Genomic DNA, 21,087 nt, shown 5'->3' on the forward strand with positions numbered 1-21,087 from the left:
AAAAGTGACTAAACTAAACTTAGCTAATAAAAAAATTGTTGTCGTAGGGATGGGCCTGACGGGCTTATCTTGCGTGCGCTTTTTAAAAGCTAAGGGTGCGAAAGTAACTGCCATGGATAGTCGCAGCGAGTTGGCTTTAAAGCTAGACGTGCCTCTGTTTTTAGGGCCATTTGACGGTAATCGTTTAAATAAGGCTGATTTAATTGTATTGAGCCCAGGTATAGATTTGCACTTACCTGTTATTCAAAATGCAATTCAATCTGGTGTTCAAGTAATTGGTGATATTGAACTGTTTGCACAGTTTAACGAAACGCCAGTTATTGCCATAACAGGCTCAAATGGTAAGTCTACGGTTACACACCTCGTTGTTGAGATGTGTAAAGCTGCCGGTAAAAAAGTCTTAATGGGTGGTAATATAGGCATTCCTGTTTTAGATTTGCTGGAAAAGCCTGCAGATATCATTGTTTTAGAAATATCTAGTTTTCAGCTAGAGACTACCTACTCGTTAGCGCCATTAGCGGCAACGGTTTTAAATATTAGTGAAGACCATTTAGACAGGCATGGTGATTTAGAAGCTTATCAAATCATTAAGCTAAGTATTTATCAGCACGCTAAAAATATTGTATGTAACCGTGATGATATTTTGTCATATCCGATAAACTCGAAGCCAGCTCTTACGTTTGGAACGTCGAACAGTTCTAATGGCTTTTCTTGGGACAAACAACACAACCGTATTTTGTTGAATCAATTAGCTTATTTAGATGCTCAAAGCTGTTTGTTGGTGGGTGACCACAATATGTTGAACATTCAGGCTGCTGCTGCATTAGCTAAAGTAACGGGTATTGAAGATGAGTATATTAAGCGGGGAGCCAGAGAATTTGGTGGCCTGCCTCATCGTTGCCAAACGGTTTCTTTAGTCAAAGATATTAGATGGATTAATGATTCTAAAGCCACAAATGTTGGAGCAACCTTAGCGGCCATCAAAGGCTTAATGTCTGACGTGAAAGGTAAGTTAATTCTGATTGCTGGTGGCGAAGGTAAGGGGGCTGACTTTACGCCTTTAAACGAGTGTATAGGTGAGTCAGTTGATGTACTAATTACCTTAGGTAAAGACGGCAAACAGATTAGCTCTGCTAAATCAGCTAGTTATTCTGTGACCAGCATTCAACAGGCTGTGCAACAAGCTGCAAAGTTGGCAGACTCTGGTGATACTGTTCTCTTATCCCCTGCATGCGCTAGTTTAGATATGTTTGTGAGCTATCAGCAGCGAGGCGATTGTTTTGCTAATGCCGTGAAGGAATTAGTAAAGTGAGTACCGTAATTGACAATAACCTTACTAGCCTTAGGCAGTTGTTTACTCAAAAACACGATGCTACCCAGCCCCAAGATAAGTTTAGGCCTTACGACTTAACTTTATTGCTATTAGCTATTGCTCTTATGTCTATTGGTTTAGTGGTGGTTACGTCTGCGTCTATGCCTGCTGCTGAACGTATTTTTCATAATCCATTTCACATCGCAATACGTCACTCTATTTACATCGTACTAGCCATGATTGCTGCCATGATAGTAATGCAAATTCCTATGCGTTGGTGGAGTATGAGTAATGTTTGGTTATTATTATCTGCGATAATTTTATTAATTGCGGTTTTAGCTGTTGGTAGAACCATTAATGGTTCTACTCGATGGTTGGTGGTAGGTCCCATTACTATTCAAGCAGCTGAGCCTGCTAAATTATATTTCTTTTGTTATTTGGCTGGTTATTTAGTCCGCAGGCATGAAGACGTGACAGAGAGTGTCAAAGGTTTTTTGAAACCTTTAGCGGTGTTTTTTGTATTAGCTGTGCTGTTATTGGCTCAACCTGATTTAGGTACAGTGGTTGTCATGTTATTCACAACTATTGGTTTATTATTTTTAGCAGGAGCCAAGCTTTGGCAATTCTTTAGTTTAGCGATTGCAGGCGTTTTAGCTGTTGTTTCTCTTGTATATGCTGAAGAGTATCGAATTAAACGTATTACTTCATTTTTAGATCCTTGGGCTGACCCATTTGGTAGTGGTTATCAGCTTACCCAGTCACTTATGGCTTATGGACGGGGTGATATATTCGGTCAAGGGTTAGGCAATAGTTTACAAAAATTAGAGTATCTTCCAGAAGCTTATAACGATTTTATTATGGCAATTTTAGCTGAGGAGCTTGGCTTTGCTGGGGTGCTATCAGTATTGGTTATTATGTTATGCATTGTAATGAAAGCTATGCGAATTGGTCATTTGGCTCTGGGTAAAGAAAGACCTTTTGAAGGTTACTTGGCTTATTCAATCGGTATTTGGTTCAGTTTGCAAACTGCTGTTAACGTTGGTGCTAGCGCCGGAATTTTACCTACCAAAGGTTTGACCTTTCCATTATTTAGCTATGGCGGTTCGAGTATTATTATTATGTCTATCGCTACGGCTCTGTTGTTACGAATTGATTTTGAAATGCGAGTAGATGGTATTCAAGCTCTCAATAAAGGTAAAAAAGCCAAAGTTCAAAAACGAACACGTATCAAGCAAGCTAAGCAAGAAGTAGCCGATGTAATTGAAGATGTAGAAGTATCGGCGCCTTATTTCGATGGGGATGCCAAACATGACTAAGAAATTGTTAGTGATGGCTGGTGGCACCGGGGGGCACGTATTTCCAGGTTTAGCTGTGGCTTCAGAATTAGCAGCAAAAGGTTGGGATATTCACTGGTTAGGTACCAATACTCGGATAGAAGCCAACTTAGTACCTAAGGCAGGTTTTTCAATTAGCTTTATTGACGTAGTTGGTGTACGTAAAAATGGTCTAGTCACCTTACTTATGGCGCCATTTAAAATTATTAAGTCAATTTGGCAGTCTCATAAAGTAATCAGAACCTTTAAACCTGATGTGGTGATTGGTCTAGGTGGCTTTGCTAGTGGCCCGGGTGGTGTTGCAGCTTGGCTTAACCGCTTACCCCTTGTGCTCCATGAGCAAAATGCGGTGCCGGGTTTAACTAACAAGCTGTTGTCAAAAATAGCCACTCTGGTATTAACAGGATTTGATAGCACTTTTCCTAAGCAGCTGCCGACTAACTCTAAGTTTAGCTGGGTAGGAAATCCTGTTAGAGCTGAGTTTTCAGCGATACCTGTTAAAGACGATATTCAGATGCCATTAAATTTATTGGTTGTAGGTGGCAGTTTAGGCGCACAAGTTTTAAATGAAACTGTGCCTCTAGCCATAAAAGATTTAACTAATGTCAATGTACGCCACCAAACTGGAAAAGGTCACTTGCATACAGTACAGCAAAGCTACAAACAGTATGTTAGTGATGAAGCGTGTTACCAATTGAGTGAATTTATCGATGATATGGCACAAGCATATCAGTGGGCTGATCTGGTTATTTGCCGCGCGGGGGCGTTAACTGTAGCAGAGGTTGCGGCCGCAGGTGTACCTTCAGTATTTGTTCCTTTACCTCATGCTGTTGACGACCATCAAACAAAGAACGCACAGGTATTAGTAGACGCTAATGCAGCCTACTTATTACCTCAGAAACAGTTAACACCAGAAGGGTTAAAAGAAATTATAAAGTCTTCACAGAATTTACCAGAAACCTTATTAGTAATGGGCAAAAATGCAAAAGCAACGGCCCGCTTAGATGCTGCAGAAAAAGTTGCACATTTTTGTATTGAATTAAGTGAGCAAGCAGCATGAATATAAATAGCCCCATCCATTATCAAGTGCCAGAGATGCGCCGGATCAAAAATATTCACTTCATTGGAATAGGTGGAGCTGGTATGGGTGGGATTGCTGAAGTTTTGCTAAACGAAGGCTACAACATTTCGGGCTCAGACAGGCAAGCTAACGGTATGACCGAAAGGTTACAAGAGTTAGGTGCAACGATTTATTTTGGACATGCAGAAGCCAATGTGGCAACTGCCAATGTAGTCGTGGTATCGAGTGCTATTGACCCCACTAACCCAGAAATCATTGGAGCGACTGCTAAACGGATCCCGGTCATTCGACGGGCTGAAATGTTGGCTGAACTGATGCGTTTTCGTTACGGTATTGCTGTTGCAGGGACCCATGGAAAAACTACTACTACTAGTTTAATTTCAACCATATTTGCAGAAGCTAAGCTAGACCCAACCTTTGTGATTGGTGGCCTGCTAAATAGTGCGGGAACTAATGCTAGATTAGGGGCAAGTAAATACCTGATTGCTGAGGCCGATGAAAGTGATGCGTCTTTTGTACATTTACAGCCCATGGTTTCAGTGGTTACCAATATCGAAGCCGATCACATGGAAACTTATCATGGTGATTTCCAAAAGATGCAGGATACCTATATTGATTTCTTGCACAACTTACCTTTTTACGGCTTGGCAGTATTGTGTGGTGACGACCCAGTTATCCATGCTTTGCTACCTAGGGTTGGTAGAAAGTACATAACTTATGGTGTTTCTGAGCAGGCTGATGTTCGCGCCATTAATATCGAACTGGGTTTTAACCAAAGTCGTTTTGATGTGGTACGTAAAGGTAAGGCTAATTTGTCAGTTACAGTGAACATTCCAGGGCATCACAATGTCTTAAACTCTTTGGCCGCCATTGCAGTCGCAAGTGATGAAAACATTGACGACGAATCCATAGTCTCGGCTTTAGGCGGTTTCTCGGGTATTGGTCGTCGCTTCGAGTTATTAGGGGATTACCAGACGAGTAAAGGCCAAGCTATATTGGTTGACGATTATGGACATCACCCCACAGAAGTTGCAGCCACCATAGAGGTTGTTAGAAATAATTGGCCTGACAGGCGTTTGGTGATGGCATACCAACCCCATAGATATACCCGTACCAGAGATTTGTACGAAGACTTTGTAAAAGTGTTATCAAAGGTTGATGTATTGTTATTGCTCGAGGTGTATTCCGCTGGAGAAGAGCCGATTAATGGTGCTGATAGCCGTGCCTTATGTCGCTCAATTCGCAAGCGCGGTGAAGTTGAGCCTATTTATATATCTGATATTCAAGAGTTACCGATATTGTTAGCTGAAACCCTAGATGACCAAGACATAGTGCTGACTCAAGGGGCTGGCAACATTGGGCAAATTGCTAAATTTTTACAGAAGGTTGAATTACAACCAAAATTATTGAGTAAGGGTCTTAAAAGTGATTAATGTGGATCAAAAAGCACCTGAATCATTTGGTAAAGTGGCTGTGATGTTCGGTGGCAACTCGGCTGAGCGAGAAGTCTCATTAAAATCCGGTACAGCGGTATTAAATAGCTTGCTTGAGGTTGGGGTTAATGCCCATAAGTTCGACCCTGCAGAAAAGCCATTAACTGATTTATTAGTCGAAAAGTTTGACCGTGTTGTCATCATGTTACATGGCCGAGGTGGTGAAGATGGATCTCTACAAGGAGCACTTCAGCAGCTTAATATTCCTTATACTGGTACTGAAGTTTTAGGCTCGGCTTTGTGTATGGATAAAATCCGTAGTAAGCAAGTTTGGCAAAGCTTAGGCTTGCCCACTGCGAAATATAAAATTGCTGACAAAAGAAGCTATGATGCGGGATCATGCAAGGTTATAATGGACAGCTTGGGTAATGAGGTTATGGTCAAGCCAGCGCAGGAAGGTTCTAGTATAGGCATGGCCAAAGTAGATAATGCGCAACAATTAGAAACTGCCATTCAAGACGCTTTTAAATACGATAATAAAGTTCTGATTGAACAGTTTATCCATGGTTCTGAATATACCGTCAGCATATTGAATGGTGAGGCGTTGCCATCTATCAGTATGACAACTCCCAGAGTATTTTATGATTACGCGGCTAAGTATCAAGCCGATAGTACTGTGTATTCTTGCCCAAGTGGTCTATCACTCCATAAAGAAGCGGCTTTAGCTGAGCTAGCATTAGAGGCATTTGATGCCGTAGCAGGCTCTGGTTGGGGGCGAGTGGATTTTATGCAAGATAAATTAGGAAAATTTTATTTGTTAGAGGCGAATACTGTACCTGGCATGACAGAAAAAAGCTTAGTGCCTATGGCGGCTAAACAGGCAGGATTAAGTTTTACAGATTTATCATTAGCTATATTGACGACATCAGAGTTGTTTGAAGGTAAAGAAGCCTAATGAGTGAAGTGCCTTTACTTGAAAAGCCCAGTAAAGGCTCGCAGTTTTATGTGGGTTTGGCGTTTTTTATGGCCTTAATAATTTTTTTAATTATAGGTGTCATAAGACTTAATGCATGGTTAGAAGACGAGCAACAGGCACCAGTACAAAATATTGTAGTGTCTGGTAACAGAACATTTATTGATGATGTTGAGATTGAAGCTTTAGTTAAACGAACTCAATCAGGCAGTTTTTTTGAGCTTAATGTGGATGAAACCCACAAAACGGTAGAAGCACTACCTTGGGTATATAGAGCATCGGTTCGTAAACGCTGGCCCAGTGGTTTAGAGATTTTTGTGGTAGAGCAAACCCCAGCCGCCATTTGGAATAGCGATATGTTGTTGAATAAAAATGGCGATGTTTTTAATGCTCAAATAAGTGACCCTGCAGTGGTGAAGCAATTGAAGCTGCCGAGTTTATTTGGTCCAGGTGGTAGTGAACAAACAGCATTGCAAGGTTATAGAAATATGCAATCGCTTTTAGACTCTACCAATTTACATATTGTTGAAATGTTTTTAAGTGAGCGGTTTGCTTGGAATATTCAATTGAATAACGGTATTAGGTTAAACCTAGGCAGAATTGAATTTATTGACAGATTGCAGAGGTTTGTGGATTTGTATCCGCTAATTTCAGAACAAGATAAGCAAGTAGATTATGTGGACTTGCGTTACGACACAGGTTTGGCAGTAGGTTGGAAAACAGCCGCAGACCAAGTTTGAATTAGATAATTGAGAATTAAATATCGTGAGTGTGAATATTGAGAGAGCTTGGCAAAATGTCTAAGGGCACCGAAAGAAAGTTAATTGTTGGCTTAGATATAGGCACTAGTAATGTTAAAGCGATTGTGGGCGAACTGCTCGACGATAACTCTATTAGTATTGTTGGTGTAGGTAGTCATGCCTCAAAAGGTATGGATAAGGGCGGAGTAAATGACCTTAATCTAGTTGTTCAGTCCGTTAAACGTGCTGTGCATGAAATGGAACTGATGGCTGATTGTAGTGTGTCGTCTGTATTTATGGCAATTTCTGGACGTCATGTGAAATGTCAAAATGAAAGTGGCATGGTTCCTATCAACAATAAAGAAGTGACTCAAGAAGATGTAGATAATGTAGTACATGCTGCGCGATCTGTACCTATTGCTGCAGAACGCCGCTTGTTACATGTGTTACCTCAAGAATTTACAATTGATGTTCAAGAAGGCATCAAAAACCCTATTGGAATGTCTGGGGTTAGAATGGAAGCCCAAGCCCATATTATTACCTGTGCTGATGATATGGCTAAAAACTTGGTGAAGTGTGTTGAGCGTTGTGATTTGACTGCTGATCAGCTGATATTTTCAGCGCTAGCTTCTAGTTACGCAGTGGTAACGGATGATGAAAAAGAGCTAGGTGTCTGTGTGGTTGATATAGGCGGCGGCACCATAGATTTAGTGATTTATACCGATGGTGCTATTCGACATACCGCGGTAATACCGGCAGCGGGTAATCAAATTACTAGTGATATAGCGAAAATTTTTAGAACGCCGATAAGTCATGCAGAAGAAATAAAAATCAACTATGCCTGTGCTTTAAAAGACATGGTGAGTATGGAAGAAAGTATAGAAGTGCATAGTGTTGGCGGCCGTCCATCAAGAGCTATGTCTAGGCATACTCTTGCAGAGGTAATTGAGCCTAGATATCAAGAATTGTTTGAGCTGGTGCATGATGAGATACGTGCTAGTGGCTTCGAAGAACAAATAGCCGCAGGCATAGTGTTAACTGGCGGAACTGCGAAAATGGAAGGGGCTGTGGAGTTTGCCGAAGAAATTTTCCAAATGCCGGTTCGAGTTGGAGAGCCTTTAGAAATGAAAGGGCTATCTGAATATGTCGACGATGCAAAATTTGCCACTGCAGTCGGATTACTGCAATACGGTAAAGAACATTTAGTGAGTCAACTTGCTAGTAAAGCGAAAGCTAGTGATGGGGCTTGGCAACGAATTCAAAGTTGGTTTAAAGGTGAATTTTAATCATTTAAACCAAAATAATATGGCAACAGGCAAGGACGAATCCCTGATTGCTTTTATGTACAAACCGGAGAGTAAATATGTTTGAGTTAATGGATAGTCATAGCGAAGAAGCAATAATAAAAGTTATTGGTGTTGGTGGTGGTGGAGGCAATGCTGTTGAGCATATGGTTTCTCAAAGCATTGAAGGTGTAGAGTTTATTGCCATTAATACCGATGCTCAGGTGTTACGCAGCTCAGCTGCTAACGTGACTTTACAAATAGGGTCTGGCGTAACTAAAGGGTTAGGTGCTGGTGCAAATCCAAATATTGGACGCCAAGCTGCAGAAGAAGACCGTGAAACCATTCGCCAAAGCCTTGAAGGAGCCGATATGGTATTTATCACTGCGGGCATGGGTGGTGGTACAGGTACTGGTGCGGCTCCAGAAGTGGCTAAAGTGGCTAAAGAGTTAGGTATTTTGACTGTAGCTGTTGTCACGAAACCCTTTCCATTTGAAGGTAGAAAGCGTACTGATTTTGCTGATCAAGGCATAGAAGAGTTATCTAAGTATGTTGATTCATTAATAACTATACCTAACGAAAAACTTTTGAAAGTGATGGGTAAAGGTACACCTTTATTACAAGCGTTTAGTGCTGCAAACGATATTTTAAGTGGTGCGGTTCAAGGTATTGCAGAATTAATTACACGTCCGGGTTTAATAAATGTGGATTTTGCCGATGTAAGAACTGTCATGTCAGAAATGGGTACCGCCATGATGGGTAGTGGTAGTGCATCTGGTGAAGACAGAGCTGAAGAAGCTTCTGAAAGCGCTATTGCATGTCCGTTATTAGAAGATATTGATTTATCTGGTGCTAGAGGCATATTGGTAAATATTACTGCGGGTCCTGACTTCTCAATTGATGAATTTGAAACTGTTGGTAATGCAGTTAAAGCCTTCGCTTCTGAAAATGCAACAGTAGTTGTGGGTACTGTTATCGATATGGAAATGAGTGATGAGCTAAGAGTAACGGTTGTTGCTACAGGTATCGGAGCTGAAAAAAAGCCGGACATCTCACTTGTTTCTAACAGGGCTAGCAAAGTTATTGCCGATGGTAGTGAATTTAAACTGCAAGCTAATGGCTCAAATGCAATGCCAAGTGCGAATGCAATGCCAGAGCAAGCAAAATCCGTTGCAAGCGAAGAGAAAGTTGATCCAGGAAATGATTTGGAGTACTTAGATATTCCAGCATTTTTACGTAAACAGGCAGATTAAGTAAATTAAAGGGAATTATTTTGTAATACCAAGGTCTTAGTTTATTATCTATTTTAATGTTTGTATTAAAATAGATATAAATGTGACACTATTTTGACAAAATAATAATTTTTTTATACTATACGCGCCGCTTTTTATTCCATTAGGTTATTGATCGAAAGGTTATGATTAAACAACGCACTATCAAACAATCTGTAAAAGAGACAGGGATTGGTCTGCATAAAGGAGATAAGGTCACTATGACTCTCCGGCCAGCGCCTGCGAATACGGGGATCGTATTTCGCCGCGTGGACCTTGAACCTTATGCCGATATACCTGCTCGTGCTGATTCAGTGGGCGACACTATGTTGTGTACCTGCATTAGTAACTCTGATGGTGTAACTATATCTACGGTAGAACACTTAGCTTCTGCCTTAGCAGGCTTGGGTATTGATAATATAATTGTTGAAGTGGACAGTGACGAGTTACCTATCATGGATGGTAGTGCGAGTCCGTTTATTTTCTTACTGCAGTCTGCTGGTATTGAAGAAATAAACACAGCCAAACAATTTATTAAAATTACCAAAACCATTAGAGTCGAAGAAGACGATAAATGGGCTGAGCTAAGACCTTATGATGGTTTTAGAGTAGATTTTAGAATTGACTTTGATCACCCTGTAATTAGTGAAACCCGTCAGCATATGGTGTTAGATTTTGACTCTTCATCTTATGTTGATGAAGTGAGTCGCGCTCGAACCTTTGGTTTTATGAAAGATCTCGAATATATGCATTCCCATAACCTAGCGTTAGGTGGAAGCATGGAGAATGCTGTTGCTCTTGATGAATATAGAGTGCTTAATCCAGAAGGGTTGAGATATAGCGATGAGTTTCTTAAGCACAAAATACTTGATGCTATTGGTGACTTGTATCTAGGTGGACATAGTATAGTTGGTGAGTTGGTAGCATACAAAACAGGCCATGGCTTGAACAACAAATTGTTGAACGCTCTACTTCAAAACAAAGAGTGTTGGGAATTTGTTAGTTATGAAACCCCAGAAGAAATGCCCATACGTTTCGCCTCTCCCTTTTTGGCCACAAACTAAGCCAATATTAAATGCATTGTCAAACTTGGCAATGCATACCTTCTTACTTCAAAAAATTCAAAAACTCATATATTTAGCCCGTTGCTAAGGTTATCTTATGTGTATATAAAACATGCATTAGGTTACTGTTGTAATACCTTCAATTACTTTAACTTGTTGATATCGTGATTTATGCTATCGTACCTAGCTGAATACACTTATGCATTAGCATAACAGGGAGGTGTGTATGGCCCATATTATAAAGGTAGTCATTAGTAATGAAATTAACGTTACTGTTTAGAAGTAAAGAAAAAAAACTAGTTCTAAATATAAATAAACAAAAGTTAACGCTTTTGCTTGTGGCTGTCTGTGGAATTTTCTTAGTATCCAGTCGTTCAACTTCTTCTTTAGAAGAAGATATTGTGCGTATTCACTATGCCAAGTCAGGTTTTGACGAGCAGGCAAACCAACTCGATTCCTTAAAAACCTCTACCGAACAGCGCATGACAGGGATGATGTTAAAACTGGCTGAAATTGAAAGCCAAATGCAACATTTAGACTTGTTAGGGGAAAGGCTGGTAGCAGAAGCAAACCTTAATCCTGAAGAGTTTAGTTTTAACCAAGGTAAGGAATTTAGCGGAGACCTTAGCCAAGAAGCAGTCGCTCCTCTAGCTAAGGATGACTTATTAATCCAAATGCAAAATATGTTGGAACAAATTCAAAATAAGTCTGTTCAGTTAAATGCCCTTGAATCTTTGATGTTAAGTCGCCATATACAAGATGAAAGTAGATTAGAAGGGAAACCTATAGAATCTGGTTGGTTGTCATCTTACTATGGTGTCCGTAAAGATCCCTTCACTGGTAAGCCAACTTTACATAAAGGCTTAGATTTTGCCGGTAAGGAAGGTGAGCCTGTGGTATCAACTGGGTCTGGTATAGTCACTTGGGCTGGTTCTCGTTATGGGTACGGTAATTTAGTAGAAATCAACCACGGTAATGGATTAACAACGCGGTACGGGCACAATAAATCACTTAATGTTAAGATTGGTGATGTTGTTACAAAAGGTCAAAATATTGCTGTTATGGGTAATACAGGCCGTTCTACTGGTGCCCATGTTCATTATGAAGTGATTCGTAAAGGCAAACAACTTGACCCCTTGCCATTTGTTTATCGCAAGAAAGGGTCTTAAGCCCAGATTTTAGTTAGAATAGTTTTTATTTATTATTAACAATCGGCTCCTTATGAGCCGATTGTTTTATGTTAGATTCGGGCCATATTGGCCACATGCATTTGTGCAAATGCGCAATTAAATTTGTAAATTACTTAGATTGGAACCTGTAAATCGATGTTTTCGAGTATTCTCACCAAAATTTTCGGCAGCCGTAACGACCGAACCTTAAAAAAACTACGTAAATCTGTCGACCAAATTAATCAGCTAGAAGCTGAGCTTGAAGCGTTAAGCGATGAGCAAATAAAAGCCAAAACAGAGGAATTCAAACAACGTTTAGAAAAAGGTGAAAGTACAGACGATATCCTAATCGAAGCGTTTGCTGTGGTACGTGAAGCCAGTAAACGAGTATTTGGTATGCGCCACTTTGATATGCAAATGTTGGGAGGTCAGGTTTTACATCAAGGTAAAATTGCCGAAATGCGTACTGGTGAAGGTAAAACTTTAACTTCAACCTTGCCTACCTATTTAAATGCAATTTCTGGTAAAGGTGTACACGTTATTACCGTGAACGATTACTTGGCCACCCGTGACGCCGATTGGAGTCGCCCATTATTTGAATTCTTGGGATTAACTGTTGGTTGTAATATTCCTGGCATGAGCCACGAACAGAAAAAGGCTGCATATGCCTCTGATATTACATACGGAACTAACAACGAATTTGGTTTCGATTATCTAAGAGACAACATGGCATTCAGGCCTGAAGATAGAGTGCAGAAGTCATTACATTTTGCCGTAATTGATGAAGTGGATTCAATTCTAATAGATGAAGCCCGTACTCCATTAATTATATCTGGCCAAGCTGAAGACAGTTCTGAGCTATATCGTAGTATTAACGTGATTATTCCTGAGCTTGTTAAGCAAGAGAAAGAAGATGAAGAAGGTGAATCCGGGGAAGGTCATTTTACAATTGACGAAAAAGGTAAACAAATACATTTGACTGAAAATGGTCAAATATTTGTAGAAGAAGTTTTACAACGTGAAGGTATTTTAGCCGAAGATGAATCATTATTTGCTGCTGCAAATATTTCATTGTTACACCACGTTAATGCCGCTCTTAAAGCACATAAATTGTTTACCAAAGACGTTGATTACATTGTTAAAGACAATGAAATTGTCATAGTTGATGAGCATACCGGTAGAACCATGGAAGGCCGTCGTTGGTCAGAAGGGTTACACCAAGCTGTAGAAGCTAAAGAGGGAGTGAAAATTCAGAATGAAAACCAAACCCTAGCCTCTATCACATTCCAGAATTACTTCCGCTTGTACGAAAAATTATCCGGTATGACAGGTACGGCTGATACCGAAGCCTTTGAATTTCAAAGTATTTATGGCTTAGATACAGTTGTTATACCCACAAACAAGCCTATGGTACGCAAAGATAAAGCGGATTTGATCTTCTTAACAGCTCAAGAGAAGTACGAAGCCATAGTTGAAGATATTAAAGATTGTGTAAAACGTGGCCAGCCAGCTTTGGTGGGTACGGTTTCAATTGAAAACTCTGAACTAATCTCGCGGATTTTAAAGAAAGAAAAAATACCTCACAAAGTACTGAATGCTAAGTTCCATGAGCAAGAAGCTGACATCATTGCCCAAGCGGGTAAATCTGGTGCAATCACTATCGCTACTAATATGGCTGGTCGTGGTACTGATATTGTTTTAGGTGGTAACTGGCAAGCTGAGCTAGACAAAATACACGATCCAAAATCTTCTAAGGTTGAGAAAATTAAAGCGGATTGGCAAGCCGATCACGATGCGGTTTTAGCTGCAGGTGGTTTGCATATAATTGGTACAGAACGTCACGAATCCCGTCGTATCGATAACCAATTACGTGGTCGTTCTGGTCGTCAAGGTGACGCGGGTTCATCTCGTTTTTATCTATCACTTGATGATGCCCTTATGCGTATCTTTGCTTCAGAAAAAATGGGTAATATGATGAAGCGCTTAGGTATGGAACATGGTGAAGCCATTGAACACCCTTGGGTAACCCGAGCAATTGAAAATGCGCAGCGCAAGGTTGAAGGTCGTAACTTTGATATGCGTAAGCAGCTGCTTGAATACGATGATGTAGCTAATGATCAACGTAAAGTTATTTACGAGCAACGTAATGAGTTGTTAGATGAAGGCGAGATCAGCGAAACAATCACAGCGATTCGTGAAGATGTTGTGGGCGGCATTATTGATCAATATATTCCTCCACAATCATTAGAAGAAATGTGGGATGTGGAGGGCTTAGAAGAACGCTTTAAAGGTGACTTCTTACTCGACTTACCAGTTAAAACTTGGTTAGAAGAAGACGATAAGTTATACGAAGAAAAGTTACGTGAACGTATCATTGATGAAGTCGCCTCAGCTTACAAAGCTAAAGAAGATATTGTTGGTCCTGAAGTTCTTAGGCAGTTTGAAAAGAATGTGATGCTGCAGAACTTAGACAGTAGCTGGAAAGAACATTTGGCTGCAATGGATCACTTACGTCAAGGTATTCATTTACGTGGCTATGCTCAGAAAAATCCTAAGCAAGAATATAAGAAAGAGTCTTTTGAACTTTTCACTGAAATGTTAGAAAGCCTTAAAGTAGAAGTAGTAACAATCTTAAGTAAGGTGCAGGTTAAAGCTCAAGAAGATGTTGAAGCAGTAGAAGAGCAAAGACGTCAAGCTGACAGTGTGCCTAAAAAGTTTGAACACCAAGAAACAACATCAGCGAGAAGCGAAGAACCTCGTACAGATGTTAGAGAAGGCCCTAAAGTGGGTCGTAATGATCCATGTCCTTGTGGCTCAGGTAAAAAGTACAAGCAATGCTGTGGAAAATTAACTTAACTAGAATTAATACATTGTGATGTTTAAAAGTCGGGCTAGTGTCCGACTTTTTTATTGGGGAGTTAAAAATGAAAGTTGTTGAAGTCGCAGTGGGTGTCATAAAGCAAGGTAACGAAATTTATATAAGTAAACGGGCTGATGATTTACACCAAGGTGGCAAGTGGGAGTTCCCAGGTGGAAAGCGTGAAGCCAATGAAACTATTGAGCAGGCATTAGCCAGAGAGCTTTCTGAAGAAATAGGTATTAGGGTAAAGCAGCAGAGTACTTTTATGTTGATAGAGCATGACTACGGCGATAAAAAAGTCTGTTTAGATGTTAGGTTAGTAGAGGTATTTGAGGGCGAGGCAAGTCACCAAGAGGGGCAAATAAGCCAATGGGTTAAGGTCAAAGATTTGAGTAACTTTACTTTTCCTGATGCCAACAAAGTCATCATTGAAAAGTTAAAGCAGACATACCTGTAGCCTAACAGATATGTCTCTTATTTAAATTTACAGCTTAACTATTAGTTTACCGTTATTGCCCCCTGTTAATAGCATATTTAAGCCATCAATAGCCGACTCTAAACCCTCTAATACGTGAGCGCGATACTTAACCTTACCTTGCATTACGTAAGGCGTCAGTTTCCCCACTAACTCAGCTAATTGCGGGAAGTGATCAGGCATAGCATACCCCTGAATAGTAATACGTTTCTTGATGATGGGGATCCAATTAGGTCCGGCACTTGGGGTCTCTGCCGCGTAATCTGAAATCATACCGCATACTACAACTCGGCCATGGGCATTCATGTTATCTATAGCATGATGTTGTATTGGGCCTCCAGTATTTTCAAAGTAGATATCTACGCCTTTAGGAGCAAGTTCTTTAATTTTAGCATCTATATCGTCGCTTTTATAATTAATTGCACCATCAAAGCCTAGGTCATTAACTAACCATTTACATTTTTCATCACTGCCGGCGACGCCAATTACATCTAATCCTTCAGCCTTCGCAAGTTGACCTACAATAGAGCCAACAGAGCCAGCGGCACCACTGATTAATATGGTTTCGCCGGGTTTAGGGTTACCAAATCCAAATAAACCTTGGGTGGCAGTTAACCCAGGTAATGCAAATACAGACAATACCATTTCAGCGTCTAAGCCTGGTTGTACTTTACGTAAACCTTCACCGTTACTCAGAATATACTCAGACCAACCTGTCATACCCATAACACGGTCACCTACAGCAAACCCTGGGTTTTGGCTTTCAACTACTTCACCTAAACCGGATGAGCGCATCACATCACCTAAAGCTACCGGGGGAATATAACTCTCAGGATCTGGGTTCATCCAACCTATCATTGCCGGATCTAAAGACATATGGGTTTGCTTAACTAATATCTGGCCATCTTCAACGCTAGGTACGTCTTTTTTTACTACTTCAAACACGTTAGCAGGAATAGGTCCTGGGGCAGGGCGTGCTATTAGGTTAATTGCGGTGTAAGTACTCATATAATGACTCTCAAATTAGCTGAACTGTTAGTGTCTGGACTTTATCTTTTTTTGTTAGTTCCCATTATTTTTTTAATCTATAAGTAAATATATAAAACACTATGTTTATCGTTTTTTAAGTAAGAGCGACTTTAGCTAAAACCAATGACCATTATTAATACTTCTGGCTGAGGAGAGGTGATGCGTCAACTGATATTGGATTGGATTTAAGTTTTTCTAGGATTTCAGACGGTACAGTTGACAATAGATGTACATATTTATCATAAGGAGCATTAAATTTTTTAATCTCAGAGGATTGAGCGTTCGTTATTGGGCTTAAAAGTACGCCAATTAATACGACACTTTTTACTAATAGAAACCATCTAAATTTTAGCGTGTGATTTTTCATACGAGCATTCCATTACATTCTTAGTTGTAATGTTGAGTTATTTAAAGGGAACAAAGTAGCATTTTAGTTCCTGACATACATCCTAACTAACCATACTCTTGTATAACAATTAACCGGTTAAAAACAAAATATTAATGTCTAGCCAACCAGTTTCTATCGGTTTTAAGGAGGGGCTTAGCATTGAGTAGAGTGGGTAACTGTTTCCACAACCTATAATTTGTATTCAGCTGTTAAATTCTGAAGAACATATTTTTTTGATATCAATAACACTTAATTTAATCTTAATGAAAGTACAACATTGCTCGTGTAGAAAGCTCTCTTAGGTTTTTGAATATAAACCAGTTGCTGCGTTTTTCTTTTCTCTTTGTTTCACCTGATACATAGACTCGTCAGCTAGGATTAACATGTCTCTTATGGACTTAGGTGCTTCATTAAACATTTTACACCCAAGGCTACACGTTACATCGAGTGTCAGTTTCTCGTCTATTTTTAGTGCAAAATGCTTTAAATTATTTACTATTTTGTCTCTAAAGTATTGAGCTGCTTCTTCGCTTCTAAAATAGGCTGCGATAACAAACTCATCTCCGCCAATACGACCTAAGTGCTCGTCTGTCCCTAGTTGCTCGCTAATTTCAGATGCAATTAGCATTAACACCTTATCACCTACATCATGGCCTAAATTGTCATTGATTTGTTTAAAGCTATTTAAATCTAAATAAACTAAAGCACTTACACCACCTTTAGCCCGCTGTTCAATCAATATTTGATTGGCTTTATGTTCCCAACCTCGGCGATTCAAGACATTGCATAGTTCATCGGTATTTGCTTGAAGCTCAGCTAGCAATTTATCTTGTTTGATATTCTTAACTTTTGTTAGCACTACCACAGCCAAAATAAAAGCCTCAATTGAGAATGCAAAAATAAGGGCATACCTGTGTAAGAAGGGGCTATAGTCTTGTAAAAACGTCCTAAATAACATGGCCAATACCATCAGGCTTAAACTGAATAACACCCAATTAGCCATGCGTTTTTTAGCATAAGCTTGAACCGCCACAAGTATAAAAATACACAGCATTAAGGCTAGGGTTAGTTTTGACATTCCTTGACCTAAATAGGCTGATAGCGCGTTGTGATCTAACTGCAACATCATTACTGACATTAATAAAACCAGTACACCGCCAGGCTCTAAAAAATATCGAGTGACTTTAGGCCACTCTTTTTTTAAATCAGTTAAACGAACAATAAACAAGACCGCAGTGACAACGGTTAATCCCGCAAATAATAGATAAAATTGGTGACTTAATAAAAAACTATGCTTAGGCAGTACAATATTTAGCTGTCCTTCTTGGAGCAAAAAAAATGTGGCTGCGCAAAAAGTATACAAGCTATAGAATTGAAAACGGTTGTCACCCAATACTCGGCCCATAAAGAATACGTAAAATATTAAGGTTAGGGATAGGCCATAAAAAGCCCCCATAGTAATATTATTAATTAGGTTGCTATTAAAAAATGTTGCGGTTGATAACCAAGAAAACTGCTGTAAAAATTTATGATGTGTTAGAAAAATAAATTCAATCTCAAAAGTGCCAGCGGGTAAAATATAAGACGGACTATTCGCCAGTACTTGTTCAACATTAGCTCCACCGGTATTCAAGGTAACATTTAGTATTTCGTCTTTACCAAAGGTGAATATGGCTTGTTCATTTAGGGTACAACTTAAACGTAAACGGTTTTCACCCGTGGCAAGCTGTATAAAAAGAGCTATGTTTTTTGGCAAATCTTTAGTTTCACTGGTATCACTCAGTAATTGAATATGGCATTGCTCTTTTGGCGATATTTGTTGTGCGTTTAAATTAAATCCACAACTGAAAGTTAGCAAAAGGGCTAAAAAAGGTCGCAGTAATTTGATATTAAAAACTTGTAACAACCAGTGGTTAAAATATGGCAAAGTAACCTCAGCTCCCACGCTATGAGTAAATCTACTTAGTTCGAGCTATCTTTAACAAATATTACTTTAGAAACAAAATATTAAATTAAACTCTAGTGTTATAAATAGATATAAATATCAAGTTTTGTAAATAGAGTGAAATCCAATAATCACTTTTGATTAGAACCTTGTGTCGTTAAATGTGACGGTGTCGATAGATTTTTGTGAGTAATGGCTTAAAGCCTTTAGTCTTTATAGGCGCTTTTTAGAGTTTGATAAGCCTTATAAAGCTCTATTGTTTTACTTTGAGTACCCCCTTTATCTGGGTGATGCTTATGTAGCATTTTACGATATTGCAGTTTTAGACCTTGCCCAGAAAAAGGAGAGCTTAAGTTAAGTAAATCTAGGGCTTGCTGTAACGTCATTTGGCTATTGTTCGCTGTGAAAGGCTTACCAGAAAAAGCATCCCAAAAACTATTCAACAAATCCTCAACCTGGGCTTGGTTAGTATCTTTGAGATTTTCCCAATCAAGATAATAAGCGCGGAGGTTATCTTCTGCGACTAATCCGTGTTGTCCTGCCTGCCATGGCAACTTTCGAATGCAGGTACAATGTATCTCGAGTTCCCCCATTTCAGTTTCAACCCAAGAATCAGCCAGCTGATATAAAGCGTTAAATAAAATGAAATGACTTTGAAACATAGATAGCGGGTTTTGCAATGCGTCTTGGCTAAACAGCTCATAGGGTGGTGCTTTGAGTATTTGAAATATCTGAAACTCAGATAAACCATCACTATGGCTCAAAAGTAAGTGTTGTAAAATAGGCTGTAGTGGTGCCCAATCGCTAGGTGTGTGCTGCATGAAGGGTCATATAGATTGAGTTGAACGTTTTTTAAAAATTATTAATTAATCCTAGTCTGAATTAGGTGTGTGGTAAATACTCAATGATAAAATTAAAAAAGCCTAATCAAAGTTTGATTAGGCTTAATTTTAGTAGTTTAGCTTTGGTTAGTTACCCCAAATTTCTGCTACAAAACTTGGATAATCAACAAATGGGTTACGGTTGCCTTGGTGAGAGTAAGCTGCCTCATTTCGATCAAGCTCTTTTTGACTCACAGGATCTTGATTGTGCCAATCCTTAAGCATATCTAAAAACCAGCCTTCATAGACTTGATCACTACTTCCGTCTAGCACCGCATCTGCATAGGTACTATTACTGTCCCAGCCATCAATGTCATTTTGATAGCGGGTGGCCATATAAAAATAAGCTCTAGCTAAGTCACCTTTAAATTCATCTATGGGTTCAAATACTGTTCCCGTATAACCTAAGCTACTGCTACCTGAACCTAATTTAGAGCCATTGCTTGAAGTATATGTAGTTGAACTAACTTCTCCATAAGGGTAACTGCTGCGTTTTGAATTGACATAACCGTCTGTTGCAAAAATATGATGGATATCGGTATTCATTGGGCTTATTGCCCCACCAAACCAACTTCTAGGAAAAGAGTGTTCGCGGTTGTAACAGTCACCTTCACCTGAATAATTACCGCATTGGTCACTACCTGATGAATAACTATAGCTGTCTGTACCATTCGGAGATTCCGAGTAAATATCTAGAATACTACCGTCATTTTCATAATAGCTATCTAAAGCTGAAGCATTATAAAAGGTCCAAATATCGGCATAACTTTGGGTAGTATGGCCATTTATAATGTTATACAAGGCTGTTTTCAAGCTATAACCCGTTAAACCTTCTGCTGCGTCGTAGTATGCATTCAGATCTGTGGAACCTCCGCCAGGTGAACCTCCTGATGAGCTTCCCACAGTAAAGCTTGTTGACTCTGCTGAGTTAAAACTACCGCCATTTGCGACTGATGAACCATCAACAATCAGGTTGTAAGAACCAGAACCATAGGAACAGCATATGCCGTCACCATAAGTATCGTTTATGGTAAATACATAGTCGCCATCTTCCAAACAAACATCTTCTGAGTAAGTGGTTGAGCTTGAGTAATTTGAGCCAGAATATAATTCGCTTGAGCTTGAATCTGTGATACTCCAGCTAGTTTCGTATCCATAATTATCAGTAGTTAAACTTAAATTACCAGTACTGCAGCTGCCTGAGTCCGAGCCGCCTCCTGAATCAGAGCCGCCACCAGAATCCGAATTATCGTCAGTATTAGGTTCAAAGTCGTCCACATACACAAGTTCACTGCCATCAAACCCTGAGACATCATAAAATCTTAACCCTAGCTCAATGCTTGTGGTGCTATTGGCAGTATAGCTGTAGCTTATTTCTTGCCATTGCCCAGTCGTGGCAGCCGTTGAGTAACCCTGATAACCATCAACATAGAGGCGGGCGCGCATTCCCCCCTCTGTATGATAAACCCACACACTAAAATCATAGGTTTCACCAGACGTAACACTTATAGATTGACGAAAATCCGTAGAGCTTTGTGACCCTGTATTGACTGTGATTGCCGCTGCACTTGAACCGTTTCTCACAATTGAAGTGGACTCGCTAACACTTATGCCTGTATCTATGGTGCTCCAATCATCTGGCGTGGAACCCGACCAGCTTTCAAAGGTTCCGTTCTCGACATTTGCCAATGCCACTTGGCTGGCTAATAAGCTTCCTATTAAAACACTGAGTTTTGCTGATTTTTTCATTTCGATACTCTAATTTTAAGGTTTATTGAAGGTCTATGGACCATTTCTCGTTTTCAGGTTGCGTATAAAATATTACACCGATATGACATTTTAATATTTA

The 21,087-nt window shown here is 39.7% G+C and carries 16 protein-coding genes; 12 read left to right on the forward strand and 4 right to left on the reverse strand.

Annotated features, from left to right (window positions below):
* Positions 1-4 precede the first annotated feature (4 nt).
* The 12 genes from murD (at position 5) to mutT (ending at position 14,977) form a co-directional block, all read left to right on the forward strand.
* Positions 5-1,312, forward strand: a complete 1,308-nt coding sequence (murD, locus tag EOK74_RS11250; RefSeq protein WP_133470108.1) for a UDP-N-acetylmuramoyl-L-alanine--D-glutamate ligase — start codon at positions 5-7, stop codon at positions 1,310-1,312.
* Positions 1,309-2,628 (forward strand): cell division protein FtsW, encoded by a 1,320-nt coding sequence (ftsW, locus tag EOK74_RS11255; RefSeq protein ID WP_133470109.1) that lies wholly within the window; start codon positions 1,309-1,311, stop codon positions 2,626-2,628. The genes murD and ftsW overlap by 4 nt, the downstream gene beginning before the upstream one ends.
* Positions 2,621-3,706, forward strand: a complete 1,086-nt coding sequence (gene murG, locus EOK74_RS11260) for an undecaprenyldiphospho-muramoylpentapeptide beta-N-acetylglucosaminyltransferase (protein WP_133470110.1) — start codon at positions 2,621-2,623, stop codon at positions 3,704-3,706. Before ftsW ends, murG begins: the two co-directional genes overlap by 8 nt.
* Entirely contained in the window at positions 3,703-5,160 is a 1,458-nt protein-coding gene (murC, locus tag EOK74_RS11265) for a UDP-N-acetylmuramate--L-alanine ligase (protein WP_133470111.1), read from the forward strand. Before murG ends, murC begins: the two co-directional genes overlap by 4 nt.
* A 1-nt stretch (position 5,161) precedes the next feature.
* Positions 5,162-6,115 carry a D-alanine--D-alanine ligase gene (locus EOK74_RS11270; protein ID WP_275404707.1) on the forward strand — a complete coding sequence of 318 codons (954 nt, stop codon included), beginning with the start codon at positions 5,162-5,164 and terminating at the stop codon, positions 6,113-6,115.
* A complete protein-coding gene (locus EOK74_RS11275) occupies positions 6,115-6,873 on the forward strand; it encodes a cell division protein FtsQ/DivIB (protein ID WP_133470112.1) in 759 nt (252 codons plus the stop codon). The genes EOK74_RS11270 and EOK74_RS11275 overlap by 1 nt, the downstream gene beginning before the upstream one ends.
* Positions 6,874-6,929: 56 nt before the next feature.
* Positions 6,930-8,159 carry a cell division protein FtsA gene (ftsA, locus tag EOK74_RS11280; RefSeq protein ID WP_133470113.1) on the forward strand — a complete coding sequence of 410 codons (1,230 nt, stop codon included), beginning with the start codon at positions 6,930-6,932 and terminating at the stop codon, positions 8,157-8,159.
* Between the two features lie 77 nt (positions 8,160-8,236).
* A complete protein-coding gene (gene ftsZ, locus EOK74_RS11285) occupies positions 8,237-9,409 on the forward strand; it encodes a cell division protein FtsZ (protein WP_133470114.1) in 1,173 nt (390 codons plus the stop codon).
* Between the two features lie 164 nt (positions 9,410-9,573).
* Positions 9,574-10,491: a UDP-3-O-acyl-N-acetylglucosamine deacetylase gene (gene lpxC, locus EOK74_RS11290; protein WP_133470115.1), complete on the forward strand. Its 918-nt coding sequence runs from the start codon at positions 9,574-9,576 to the stop codon at positions 10,489-10,491.
* Between the two features lie 257 nt (positions 10,492-10,748).
* Positions 10,749-11,660 (forward strand): M23 family metallopeptidase, encoded by a 912-nt coding sequence (locus EOK74_RS11295; RefSeq protein WP_133470116.1) that lies wholly within the window; start codon positions 10,749-10,751, stop codon positions 11,658-11,660.
* 156 nt (positions 11,661-11,816) lie between these two features.
* Complete coding sequence (secA, locus tag EOK74_RS11300) at positions 11,817-14,516, forward strand: preprotein translocase subunit SecA (RefSeq protein WP_133470117.1); 2,700 nt, start codon at positions 11,817-11,819, stop codon at positions 14,514-14,516.
* Between the two features lie 68 nt (positions 14,517-14,584).
* The gene (gene mutT / locus EOK74_RS11305; RefSeq protein WP_133470118.1) at positions 14,585-14,977 is read left to right on the forward strand and encodes an 8-oxo-dGTP diphosphatase MutT; all 393 of its coding nucleotides are present in this window, start codon (positions 14,585-14,587) and stop codon (positions 14,975-14,977) included.
* Positions 14,978-15,004: 27 nt separating this feature from the next.
* On the opposite strand, the gene EOK74_RS11310 is transcribed toward mutT, so the two are convergent.
* From EOK74_RS11310 to EOK74_RS11325, 4 genes are all read right to left on the reverse strand, one after another.
* Complete coding sequence (locus EOK74_RS11310) at positions 15,005-16,003, reverse strand: NADP-dependent oxidoreductase (RefSeq protein WP_133470119.1); 999 nt, start codon at positions 16,001-16,003, stop codon at positions 15,005-15,007.
* Positions 16,004-16,710: 707 nt separating this feature from the next.
* Entirely contained in the window at positions 16,711-18,339 is a 1,629-nt protein-coding gene (locus EOK74_RS11315; RefSeq protein WP_239024092.1) for a GGDEF domain-containing protein, read from the reverse strand.
* Between the two features lie 224 nt (positions 18,340-18,563).
* Positions 18,564-19,178 carry a DNA-J related domain-containing protein gene (locus EOK74_RS11320; protein ID WP_133470120.1) on the reverse strand — a complete coding sequence of 205 codons (615 nt, stop codon included), beginning with the start codon at positions 19,176-19,178 and terminating at the stop codon, positions 18,564-18,566.
* Positions 19,179-19,325: 147 nt separating this feature from the next.
* Entirely contained in the window at positions 19,326-20,987 is a 1,662-nt protein-coding gene (locus EOK74_RS11325) for an endonuclease (protein ID WP_133470121.1), read from the reverse strand.
* Between the last annotated feature and the right edge of the window lie 100 nt (positions 20,988-21,087).

The sequence above is a fragment of the Paraglaciecola marina genome, from assembly GCF_004360155.1.
GTDB lineage: Bacteria > Pseudomonadota > Gammaproteobacteria > Enterobacterales > Alteromonadaceae > Paraglaciecola > Paraglaciecola marina.

What these genes read in the sequence shown, in the direction of transcription:
- murG (WP_133470110.1), top strand. Translation starts at nt 2,621, where the DNA reads ATGACTAAGAAATTGTTAGTGATGGCTGGTGGCACCGGGGGGCACGTA.
- murC (WP_133470111.1), top strand. Translation starts at nt 3,703, where the DNA reads ATGAATATAAATAGCCCCATCCATTATCAAGTGCCAGAGATGCGCCGG.
- EOK74_RS11275 (WP_133470112.1), top strand. Translation starts at nt 6,115, where the DNA reads ATGAGTGAAGTGCCTTTACTTGAAAAGCCCAGTAAAGGCTCGCAGTTT.
- ftsA (WP_133470113.1), top strand. Translation starts at nt 6,930, where the DNA reads ATGTCTAAGGGCACCGAAAGAAAGTTAATTGTTGGCTTAGATATAGGC.
- ftsZ (WP_133470114.1), top strand. Translation starts at nt 8,237, where the DNA reads ATGTTTGAGTTAATGGATAGTCATAGCGAAGAAGCAATAATAAAAGTT.
- lpxC (WP_133470115.1), top strand. Translation starts at nt 9,574, where the DNA reads ATGATTAAACAACGCACTATCAAACAATCTGTAAAAGAGACAGGGATT.
- EOK74_RS11295 (WP_133470116.1), top strand. Translation starts at nt 10,749, where the DNA reads ATGAAATTAACGTTACTGTTTAGAAGTAAAGAAAAAAAACTAGTTCTA.
- secA (WP_133470117.1), top strand. Translation starts at nt 11,817, where the DNA reads ATGTTTTCGAGTATTCTCACCAAAATTTTCGGCAGCCGTAACGACCGA.
- mutT (WP_133470118.1), top strand. Translation starts at nt 14,585, where the DNA reads ATGAAAGTTGTTGAAGTCGCAGTGGGTGTCATAAAGCAAGGTAACGAA.
- EOK74_RS11310 (WP_133470119.1), bottom strand. Translation starts at nt 16,003, where the DNA reads ATGAGTACTTACACCGCAATTAACCTAATAGCACGCCCTGCCCCAGGA.
- EOK74_RS11320 (WP_133470120.1), bottom strand. Translation starts at nt 19,178, where the DNA reads ATGCAGCACACACCTAGCGATTGGGCACCACTACAGCCTATTTTACAA.
- EOK74_RS11325 (WP_133470121.1), bottom strand. Translation starts at nt 20,987, where the DNA reads ATGAAAAAATCAGCAAAACTCAGTGTTTTAATAGGAAGCTTATTAGCC.